General features: G+C 67.5%; 9 protein-coding genes and 3 pseudogenes. 4 read left to right on the top strand and 8 right to left on the bottom strand.

Annotated elements, in window-relative coordinates:
* Positions 1 to 8 precede the first annotated feature (8 nt).
* From ACWEKR_RS23790 to ACWEKR_RS23800, 3 genes and pseudogenes are all read left to right on the top strand, one after another.
* Entirely contained in the window at positions 9 to 773 is a 765-nt protein-coding gene (locus tag ACWEKR_RS23790; protein ID WP_452356326.1) for a 3-oxoacyl-ACP reductase, read from the top strand.
* A gap of 94 nt (positions 774 to 867) precedes the next feature.
* Positions 868 to 1,386: pseudogene (locus ACWEKR_RS23795) on the top strand (TetR-like C-terminal domain-containing protein); the annotation flags it as partial.
* A gap of 53 nt (positions 1,387 to 1,439) precedes the next feature.
* Positions 1,440 to 2,732, top strand: a complete 1,293-nt coding sequence (locus tag ACWEKR_RS23800; protein ID WP_452356369.1) for an MFS transporter — start codon at positions 1,440 to 1,442, stop codon at positions 2,730 to 2,732.
* A gap of 91 nt (positions 2,733 to 2,823) precedes the next feature.
* Here the strand turns inward: ACWEKR_RS23800 and ACWEKR_RS23805 are convergent, their stop codons facing one another.
* The 6 genes and pseudogenes from ACWEKR_RS23805 to ACWEKR_RS23830 form a co-directional block, all read right to left on the bottom strand.
* The gene (locus ACWEKR_RS23805; protein WP_452356370.1) at positions 2,824 to 3,558 is read right to left on the bottom strand and encodes an HNH endonuclease; all 735 of its coding nucleotides are present in this window, start codon (positions 3,556 to 3,558) and stop codon (positions 2,824 to 2,826) included.
* Positions 3,559 to 3,837: 279 nt separating this feature from the next.
* Positions 3,838 to 4,083: pseudogene (locus tag ACWEKR_RS23810) on the bottom strand (hypothetical protein); the annotation flags it as partial.
* A pseudogene (locus tag ACWEKR_RS23815) lies at positions 4,073 to 4,540 on the bottom strand (TerD family protein); the annotation flags it as partial. The pseudogenes ACWEKR_RS23810 and ACWEKR_RS23815, both read right to left, overlap by 11 nt.
* A gap of 77 nt (positions 4,541 to 4,617) precedes the next feature.
* Positions 4,618 to 5,313: a hypothetical protein gene (locus tag ACWEKR_RS23820; RefSeq protein WP_452356327.1), complete on the bottom strand. Its 696-nt coding sequence runs from the start codon at positions 5,311 to 5,313 to the stop codon at positions 4,618 to 4,620.
* 140 nt (positions 5,314 to 5,453) lie between these two features.
* Positions 5,454 to 5,825, bottom strand: coding sequence for a hypothetical protein (locus ACWEKR_RS23825; protein ID WP_452356328.1), 372 nt, complete (start codon positions 5,823 to 5,825; stop codon positions 5,454 to 5,456).
* Between the two features lie 86 nt (positions 5,826 to 5,911).
* Positions 5,912 to 6,481, bottom strand: a complete 570-nt coding sequence (locus tag ACWEKR_RS23830) for a TetR/AcrR family transcriptional regulator (protein ID WP_452356329.1) — start codon at positions 6,479 to 6,481, stop codon at positions 5,912 to 5,914.
* Between the two features lie 98 nt (positions 6,482 to 6,579).
* Between ACWEKR_RS23830 and ACWEKR_RS23835 the strand changes: the two genes are divergently transcribed.
* Positions 6,580 to 7,017 carry a DoxX family protein gene (locus tag ACWEKR_RS23835; RefSeq protein WP_452356330.1) on the top strand — a complete coding sequence of 146 codons (438 nt, stop codon included), beginning with the start codon at positions 6,580 to 6,582 and terminating at the stop codon, positions 7,015 to 7,017.
* A 65-nt stretch (positions 7,018 to 7,082) separates the two neighbouring features.
* On the opposite strand, the gene ACWEKR_RS23840 is transcribed toward ACWEKR_RS23835, so the two are convergent.
* Both ACWEKR_RS23840 and ACWEKR_RS23845 read right to left on the bottom strand, forming a co-directional pair.
* Entirely contained in the window at positions 7,083 to 7,886 is an 804-nt protein-coding gene (locus tag ACWEKR_RS23840) for an SDR family oxidoreductase (protein WP_452356331.1), read from the bottom strand.
* A gap of 9 nt (positions 7,887 to 7,895) precedes the next feature.
* The gene (locus ACWEKR_RS23845) at positions 7,896 to 8,858 is read right to left on the bottom strand and encodes a DUF1702 family protein (protein ID WP_452356332.1); all 963 of its coding nucleotides are present in this window, start codon (positions 8,856 to 8,858) and stop codon (positions 7,896 to 7,898) included.
* Between the last annotated feature and the right edge of the window lie 39 nt (positions 8,859 to 8,897).

Genomic DNA, 8,897 nt, shown 5'->3' on the forward strand with positions numbered 1-8,897 from the left:
GAGATACGTTGCAGCGCTTACAGGATCGAGTCGCCGTCGTCACCGGCGGCGGGAGCGGTATCGGTCTGGCCACGGTCCGTCGCTTCGCGGCGGAGGGGGCGAAAGTGGTGGTCGCGGACATCGATGCCGGGACCGGCGAGGCAGCCGCCAAGGAGGTCGGCGGCCGGTACGTCCAGGTGGACGTGACCGACGAAGCCCAGGTCGAGGCCCTGTTCCAGACCGCGGTCGACGCCTACGGCGGGCTGGACATCGCGTTCAACAACGCGGGCATCTCCCCGCCGGAGGACGATTCGATCCTGACCACCGGCATCGACGCGTGGCGGCGCGTCCAGGAGGTCAATCTGACGTCGGTGTACCTGTGCAGCAAGTACGCCATCGGGCACATGCTCGAGCGCGGCAAGGGCTCGGTGATCAACACCGCCTCGTTCGTGGCGGTGCTGGGCGCGGCGACTTCGCAGATTTCCTACACCGCCTCCAAGGGCGGTGTGCTGGCGATGAGCCGGGAACTCGGAGTGCAGTTCGCCCGCAGTGGCATTCGGGTGAACGCGCTGTGCCCCGGCCCGGTCAACACGCCTTTGCTCCAGGAACTGTTCGCCAAGGATCCCGAGCCGGCCGCGCGGCGTCTGGTGCACGTTCCGCTCGGCCGGTTCGCCGAACCCGAGGAGATCGCCGCCGCCGTCGCGTTCCTCGCCAGCGACGATTCCTCGTTCATCACCGCGTCGCAATTCCTGGTGGACGGTGGCATCGCGGGCGCGTACGTGACGCCGCTGTAGACAGCGCCCTATTGCGGCGCTCCCCATCGTGCGCCGCCGTCGACGCGCACCACGATCCCGGTCGTGAACGAATTCCCACCAGGAATTCGATCGCGCCACGTCGGCGGCTCCGACGCAGCTGAGGGCCGATGCCCAGCGCGACCCCGAACTCTCGAAGCGCTCGCAGGACATTGTGATCCGTCCGTGCCGTGCGGTGTTGCGCACACTGCTGCCGCGCAGTGTGGACAACGGGGAGTTCGCCGCGACGGTGCCGTTGGACCTCGTGGTGGATTCCGCGTCCCGGGCCATGCGGTACCGGCTGCTGAGTCGGCACGCCCCGGTCGACGGCGCGCTGGCGCGGGAGGTCGCGGCCGCGGTCGCCGCCATGCTCCGGCGGGGGTGGAGCTCGGCGCTCGGTGGCAATTTTCAGCCGTCGGCATTTGATGTGACCGACATCACAATTACTTGCGTAGTGCCAGGTCGCGGCGCGCTTCCTCGCGCGTTTTCGGGTGCGCGCCGGTTTGCCGGGCTGGAATCCTGGGTATCGGTCTGTTTCGTGCCACACCTTCGGTTCTCGGACGGGAGGTGGAACGAACCGAGGTCCGTGGACGGACTGGAGAGGACGTGCACGTGACCGACCGGACATCGGAGAGTTTCCCGCTGCGGCGTTCCGTGGCGGCCTCCGCCATGGGCAACGCGACCGAGTGGTTCGACTACGGCGTCTACGCCGCCACGGCGACATACCTGACCGACGCCTTCTTCCCCGGCGAACTGGGCACGCTCGGCACCATGCTCGGCTTCGCCATCTCGTTCGTCCTCCGGCCGCTCGGCGGCATGGTGTGGGGGCCGCTCGGTGACCGGATCGGCCGGAAAGCCGTGCTGGCCACCACCATCCTGCTCATGGCGGCCGCCACCGGAGCCATCGGCGTGCTGCCCACCCATGCGTCCGTCGGTGTGCTGGCCCCGATCCTGCTCATCCTGTTGCGAGTGGTGCAGGGCTTCTCCACTGGAGGCGAATATGGCGGCGCGGCAACGTATCTCGCTGAATGCGCCACCGACCGCAAACGCGGTTTCCTCGGCAGTTTCCTGGAGTTCGGCACGCTCGCCGGCTTCGTCGGCGGTTCCGCGACCGTGCTGGCCTGCCAGCTCGCGCTCGGCTCGGACACCATGCACGAGTGGGGCTGGCGACTTCCGTTCCTGATCGCCATCCCGCTCGGCCTGACCGGCTGGTACCTGCGGGCCAGGCTGGATGAGAGCCCGGTGTTCACCGAGGTCGCCGAGCACAAGCATCCGCCCGGCGGCCTGCGCGAGGTGCTGACCACCTACCGGCGTGAGACGCTCACGCTGGCCGGACTGGTGGTCGCGCTCAACGTGGTGAACTACACGCTGCTGACCTACCAGCCCACCTATCTGCAGAACACCATCGGCATGGGTGAGTCGGCGACCACCGCGATGATGCTGATCGGGCAGCTGGTGATGATGGTGGTGCTGCCTTTCTTCGGTCGGCTGTCCGACAGTGTCGGCCGCCGTCCGATGTGGTTGTTCTCCCTGATGGGTCTTGCCGTGTTCGCGGTGCCGATGTACTGGCTGATGGGGCAGGGGACCGCGTGGGCCATCATCGGCTTCATCGTGCTCGGCCTGCTGTACGTGCCGCAGTTGTCCACCATCAGCTCCACCTTCCCCGCCATCTTCCCGACGCATGTGCGGTACGCGGGCTTCGCGCTGGCCTACAACGTCTCCACCGCGATCTTCGGCGGCACCGCCCCGCTGATCAACGAGGCCGTCATCGAGACCACCGGTTGGTCACTGTTCCCCGCCGTCTACATGGTCGGCGCTTCCCTGATCGGCCTGCTCGCCTGGAATTACTTGCGCGAAACCGCAGGCACCTCACTGCGCGGCACCGAAGTCCCCGACGCGGGCGAACCTGCCGCGGACGACCCTGCCTCCGACCCGGATCTGCCCGCACAACCCGCGTTCTGAACCGTGGAGAGTCCCGCCGCCACCGGCGGCGAACGTCTGGTTACCTTGCCTTGCCTGACGCTGGTCGCCGCTCTTATGCCGACGCCGTCGATCAGAGACGGGCTCCTTTCTCCAGATTGCACCTCCGGCACAGAATTTGCAGATTGCCGATGCTGGTAGCGCCACCTCGGCTCAACGGAATGATGTGATCGAACTCGAGATAATGGGTGTCGCCGCATTCGCAGCACCTGCCGCCATCGCGTTGCCACACGGCTGTTTTCACATGGGAGGGTATCGCTCGACTGTCGCGCTGACCAGGTGCGAGCACCAGGCGTTTCGCTATCCGCAGTGCCCCTTCGAGCACCGCGGCGACATATTCGGGATCTGCGACGCTGTACGTTCCGCCTCCGCGGGCGGTGGTCGCCGAAATGATGACATTGCCGTATTCGCTAGTGATGGAAACAATCTTCGACCAGGGAAGTTCGGTGCCCGCTCCGGCGCCGACGAACCGAAACTTCCTGTTGCTGCCGACCAACCTGCCGCCGCTGTGTCGCGGCCCCGTGGCAAGGTATTTGACTTGCGCGGCATCGACGTCGATGTGCAAGGTCTCGTCGGCTTCCAGATGGAGATCCGGTCGCTGCAACCGGGGCAGCTCACCGGCACGTACCTGACTGAGTGAGCGGCCCCGAAGCATACGCTGGCGCAGTTCGTTGACGCGCAGCTGTGCGGCACCCAGGTCAACGGCTTCCTGGAGATCGCTCACTGCCTGCTCGAAACTGTCCAACTCGTGCTGCTCGATCTCGCCGTCTGCGAAGGCAAAGGTGACAACCCGTTCCAGATAGGCCATAGCGAGGGGTCGCAACGCCGCTCGCCCACTGTTCTGGTCAATTCGCTGGAAGCGGAGGGCTGTCCACAGCTCGTCCCAGGCGGCGCCGCGCGGACCCGAGATCGTCAGCACCTGCCATGCCTGGGACCGCCATATCTCCATGAACCCGTTGACCTCGGACTCGCACCAGCGGCACGGCGGCGGTGTGCCGAAACGGGGGATCCGCTTCGGCCGGCCACATCGGTCGCAGACCGACGGATCCGGAGGGAACAACTGCCGGGTGTCGTCGGTCCATGTCGTGCCATTCCACCAGCGCACACGCTCCGAATCCGCCGATTCCGGATACCACCCTGCCTCCCGCAGCGTCTGTGGTTCCTCCCGGAAGGGTGTAGCCGCGCCCGGGCTCGGGCGATCCGAGCATGGGCGGCGCGGTGTGCGGATCGTTGGTATCGGGGGAGCCGTCGACCTCGACACCGAACTCCTCGGCAAGTCCGCGCAGCCCGCTTGCCCACCCTTGGCCGACCGCGCGAAATCTCCACGCGCCATTGCGGCGGTAGAATTCGCCGAGCACCATCGCCGTCACAGGATCGGGCCGGTCGACATCGAAGATGATCAGCGTGCTGTTTTCGTCGCGAACGCTCAGTGTGAGTTCCCGGATGTCGCGAAATGATCCTTGGTCGACCGATCCCGCGATGACGATTCGTGACACCGGGGCTTCGACCGCGGCGAGGGATATCGCGAGCGTCGCGCAGCTCTCCTCTGACGTGCGAAGCATGACGGCACCGCTGGGATGCGTCGCCGCGTTGTAGAACACGAAGTCGTCATTCGTCCGGATCTTCCCCGTGTCTGCCAGAAGGACGGCCTGCGCATCGATTTCGTGGGTTGATCCCCATTCGAGGGAGACGGTCACGGCCGACGCGGCGACGGGAGAATTTCCTCCCCTGGTGAGCTTCACCTTCTGGACACCGTCGCTGTGGTGACATCCGTTACGTCCATAGCGCACCGTTATCAACTCGTCTGCCCACGTGCGGTCGGACTCGTGTGCCGGATCGGCGGTCTTTCGTGCGACTGGGGCGTCGTCTACTGCGTGGCGGACCAGATGGTTGCCGAGGCCGTGTAGGCGTGGATTGCGTTGCTGACGGAGATGCCGGTGAGGAAAGCGGTGCGGCCTGCGGCGGTTTTGACGCAGTAGGCGCTGTCCTTGGTGACCGGGAGGGTTTCGGCGCCTTGGGTGGCGACGAGGTCCGAGCATTGCTGCCGAGTGGGTTCGGCCGGGACGGTCCACAGGGCGAGGGTGGGCTTCGTCGTGAAGAAGCCGCCACCGAGGCCGTACAGGGTGGCTTTGTCGAACCCGCCGGAAGAATTGCGGTCGTAACTGACCCATGCGCTGGCGCCGTTGTTGCTGGGCAGCACGCGGGGCGGGACGGAGTCCAAATCCAGATAGGTGAGGTTGATCGTGCCGGTCCACCGGACATCGTGCGGCGAAGCGGCCGGCGATGTCGTCGGCGCGGCGGAGGGCGCGGGCGAGGCCGCGCGGTTGTCCGGGGAAGGGCTGCGGGTGGTCTGCTGAGCGGACGTCGAGGCCGACGTGGCGGAGGCGTCGTCATCGGTGAACTTCTCCACCCCCAAGACGATCAACCCGGAGATGATGGGGAACAGCAGTGTGGTGAGAATCGTCCCGGAGTGACGACGAATCCAGCTCTTGCGCTCGGCGGGGTCGTGCTGCCGGGGTTGCTCTGGCTCGCGTGTGTCCGCGTCGGGCTCGTTGTCCCCCATGGAGCTGCCTCCTGTAGCCGCATCGGTTTCGAAAGCTCGACGTTCGCCTGACCTGGCCAGTAGACGGGCCGTTGCTCATGCTGGTGTGCTAATCTTCAATTGTCAATGGCCGCAATTGCTTCGGCACGGGCGGAGGGGGCTCAGGTGGCGGCGGGTGGCTCGTCGTCTTCGGGCCAGCCGTCCTCGATGATCAGACGGCCGTCCCGCAGGGCGGTCGCGTACTGGTCGGCCACCAGGTCGGCCGGGTAGGTCGGCCAGTAGGAGATCGCGCCGGTGGGTTTGTCGATGACGCAGACGGAACCGCCGACCACCACCAGCGGGCTGTCCGGCTCGGCGTGCGGTGGCCGGGGGAAGGTGGCGACGGCCACGAAGCAGGTGTCGAATTCGGTGAGCTGGTAGGCGATTCCGCGGTCGGCGTAGTCGCCGTTGGCGAGATGGTTGTCGGCGATCCGGTGCGCCTCGCTCAGGTCCACCGGTATGGTCGCCTCGGTCGGGTAGGCGTGGATGTCCATGTGTCGATGGCGGCCGGGGGATGGCCGCCCGCTCCTTCCGGGTCTCTGGATAGCACGGTGGCGGCTCGGCGCAAGCGGGTTTCCGGTCAGTCGAACCGGATGGTGGACAACATCTTGCGGGCCAATACCTCCGGATCGGATTCGGCGGCCAGTGATGAATTATGCAGTGCCCCTTCGCGCCACAGCGAAGCGAAGCCGTGCACCAGCGACCATGCGGCGAGCTGAGTCGCCTGTTGCCGATCGTGGCTGTCGCCGGGCCGGATGTCCGAGACACCGGCGCGCAGGGCCGTCGCGGAACGTTCCCGGGCGGCGCGCAATGCCGCGTCGTCCGGGTGCAAGAGACTGTGGCGGAACATCACGTCGAAGTGTCCGGGGTGCTCGCGGGCGAAGCGAATGTAGGCCACCGCGACCTCGCGGAAATCCTCTCCGGCCCGGGCGAGCTGCGCGGCCAGCAGCTCGAAACCCTCGGTGGCCAACGCGGTGAGCAGTCCCGCGCGGTCGCCGAAGTGGTGGGCGGGCGCGGCGTGCGAGACGCCCGCGTGCCGCGCCAGATTGCGCAGCGATAGTGCGTCGACGCCGTCGGCGGCGATCCGCTCGGCGGCCGCGCTCAGCAGGGCCGCGCGGAGATCTCCGTGGTGGTAGCCGTCCTTCGCCATACCTCGATGGTGACCGATCATCTAGACATTGACAAGTTCACGGCCGGGTGCTTAATCTTTCCACTGTCAAGATTCGCTGGATGTTACAGGAGATCCCGATGGCACCGCTGGTTGTCCTCGTCGCCGTCACCGCACTCGCCCGGCTCGCCGGGTGGCTGATCGGTCACGGCTGGTTCGATTCGTGGGCGCACACGGCCGCACTCGGGCTGGCCGCGATGCTCGTGCTCACGTCGAGCGCGCACTTCCTCCAGCCGCGCCGCGACGCCCTGATCGCCATGGTGCCGCCGCGGCTGCCGAACGCCGCCGCGCTGGTGACGCTGACCGGCGTCCTGGAGCTGGCGGGTGCGGCGGGCGTACTGATCCCGGCCACCGCGGATCTGGCCGCCGCCTGCCTGATCGCGCTGCTGGTGGCGCTGTTCCCGGCGAACGTCCGCGCCGCCCGCGCCGAACTGGGCATCAAGACCATGCCGCTGCCGATGCGGGCGCTGGTGCAGTTGCTCTTCATCGCGGCCTGCGTGATCGTCATCGCCGGCTGAATACGGCAAAAGGCCCGCTCGCGCATCGTAATTCGAGTGCGAGCGGGCCTTCGCGCGGTCGGCGTTCAGCTGCCGCGCAGCGCCTTGGCGATGGTGCGGCGCATGAACGGCCGCGCCAGGTCCTCGGGCAGGTTGGCCCAGGCCAGGAAGAACCGCGTCAGCGGGTCGAGCGCGATGTGGTGGCGTCCGCGTGCCAAGCCCCGTACGGCGGCTTCGGCGACCCGCTGAGCCGGCATCGGCTCGATCGACCCGGTGATGGCCTTGGTCTCCACCGGTTTTCGCTGGTTCTCCATGGCCAGCCCCGGTGTGTCGGTGTCGGCCGGATAGATCACCGTGACGTCCACGCCCTTCGGCTCGACTTCATAGCGCAGGCACAACGCCAGCTGCCGGATGCTCGCCTTGGTCGGCCCGTAGGCGGTGTAGCCGGTGATTCCGAGGAACGCCGACGTCGAACTGACCAGCAGGATCTTCCCGCCGCCCCGCCGCACCATGCCGGGCAGCACCTGCCGCACGGCGTACACCGCGCCGAGATAGTTCGCCGACATCTGCACCTCGAACTCATCGGCGTCCACCTCGAGGAACCGCCCGGGCAGCGCGAGACCCGCACAACAGGCGATGACCTCGCACGGCCCGTTGCGCTGCTCCAATTCCGTGACGGCCGAGGCGAGTTGGTCCGGCCGCGTCACGTCCGCGGCGGCGCAGTCCACGCCCAGCCGTTTCGCGGTGTCGCGCAACGGTAGCTCACGGCGCGCGATGATCGACACCTGCGCGCCGCGCCGCGCGAAAGCCTCCGCCACCGCGGCGCCGATCCCTTCCGATCCACCGGTGACGACGACGTGCTTGCCGGCCCAGTCCTCGACCCGTCCCATCGCGGCGGCTCAGGCTCGGCTCGCGGTGACGATCTCGGCGATCCGGTCCCGCCACAGCAGGTAGGTGCCGGAGCTGCCGTCGTCGGGCAGGCCGTCGAGCGAGCTCTCGATCAGCGCGTCGGTCTCGGCCACGCCTGCGCCGCAGAAGACCTGCGCCGCGGCCTCGCTGTGTTCGTTGACGCTGTTGGTCTGCTGCCGGATGCGGGCGACCATGGCCGACCCCAGCGACAGCTGCGGCCGGAACTCTCCGGCCACGTCCCAGAGTTCCTCCATCGCCGCGGGTTCCACGCCGCCCGCGAAGGTGACGGCGATGCCGACGCCGCTCCACAGATCCGCGTGCCGCTGCGGTTCGAACTCGCCGATCAGCCGCACGACGCCGGCCGGGCTGCCCCCGCCGATGAACCACAGCGCGCGGCCCATGCCCTGATCGGCGATGCGCTTCAGGTTGTCGCGGTCGCCGAGCCAGCCGGGATAGCGGGTCTCGACGTGCTTGTCGCGCACGTAGCGCTGCATCTGAAAGAACGCCTTGTAGAAGCCGTAACCGTCGATGGCCAGCCAGCGGAACAGCGGGTGCTGCGGGAACAGCTTCTTCCACCGGAGCTTCGGGATCTTCGCCATCGCGAGTCCGACCCCGACGTACATGGTCAGCGCGTAGTCGCCGGCCGGACCCTCGATCAGGTCGGCGGCGCGCCGGCCGGGGGAGAGGGAGTCGATCGCGGTGAGGCCGACGGCCGCGCCTTCGTAGGCGAACCCGCGGTACTTCGGGGGGACCTGCAGCAGTGTGGCGATCAGTTCGTCGTTGTCCGAGCTGCGAACCGCGGAGTCGATGCCGCCGACCAGATGCATGGTCACCTGCTCGAGTTCGAGCGCGGCGTGCTGGTCGGGCTGCTCGAATTTGCTCAGCACCGAGCGAACACTGGCCGGACTGGGCACGAAAAGGGCCGCGCGCAGCGGACCCAACGGCGAGGGCATGGGATTCTCCGATCGTCAGAGGAGTCTTTTTGGGGGCGT

This window comes from Nocardia sp. NPDC004573 (assembly GCF_053602135.1).

Coding starts and splice junctions, on each gene's coding strand:
- ACWEKR_RS23800 (WP_452356369.1), top strand. CDS start 1,440: ATGGGCAACGCGACCGAGTGGTTCGACTACGGCGTCTACGCCGCCACG.
- ACWEKR_RS23805 (WP_452356370.1), bottom strand. CDS start 3,558: ATGGCCTATCTGGAACGGGTTGTCACCTTTGCCTTCGCAGACGGCGAG.
- ACWEKR_RS23820 (WP_452356327.1), bottom strand. CDS start 5,313: ATGGGGGACAACGAGCCCGACGCGGACACACGCGAGCCAGAGCAACCC.
- ACWEKR_RS23825 (WP_452356328.1), bottom strand. CDS start 5,825: ATGGACATCCACGCCTACCCGACCGAGGCGACCATACCGGTGGACCTG.
- ACWEKR_RS23830 (WP_452356329.1), bottom strand. CDS start 6,481: ATGGCGAAGGACGGCTACCACCACGGAGATCTCCGCGCGGCCCTGCTG.
- ACWEKR_RS23835 (WP_452356330.1), top strand. CDS start 6,580: ATGGCACCGCTGGTTGTCCTCGTCGCCGTCACCGCACTCGCCCGGCTC.
- ACWEKR_RS23840 (WP_452356331.1), bottom strand. CDS start 7,886: ATGGGACGGGTCGAGGACTGGGCCGGCAAGCACGTCGTCGTCACCGGT.
- ACWEKR_RS23845 (WP_452356332.1), bottom strand. CDS start 8,858: ATGCCCTCGCCGTTGGGTCCGCTGCGCGCGGCCCTTTTCGTGCCCAGT.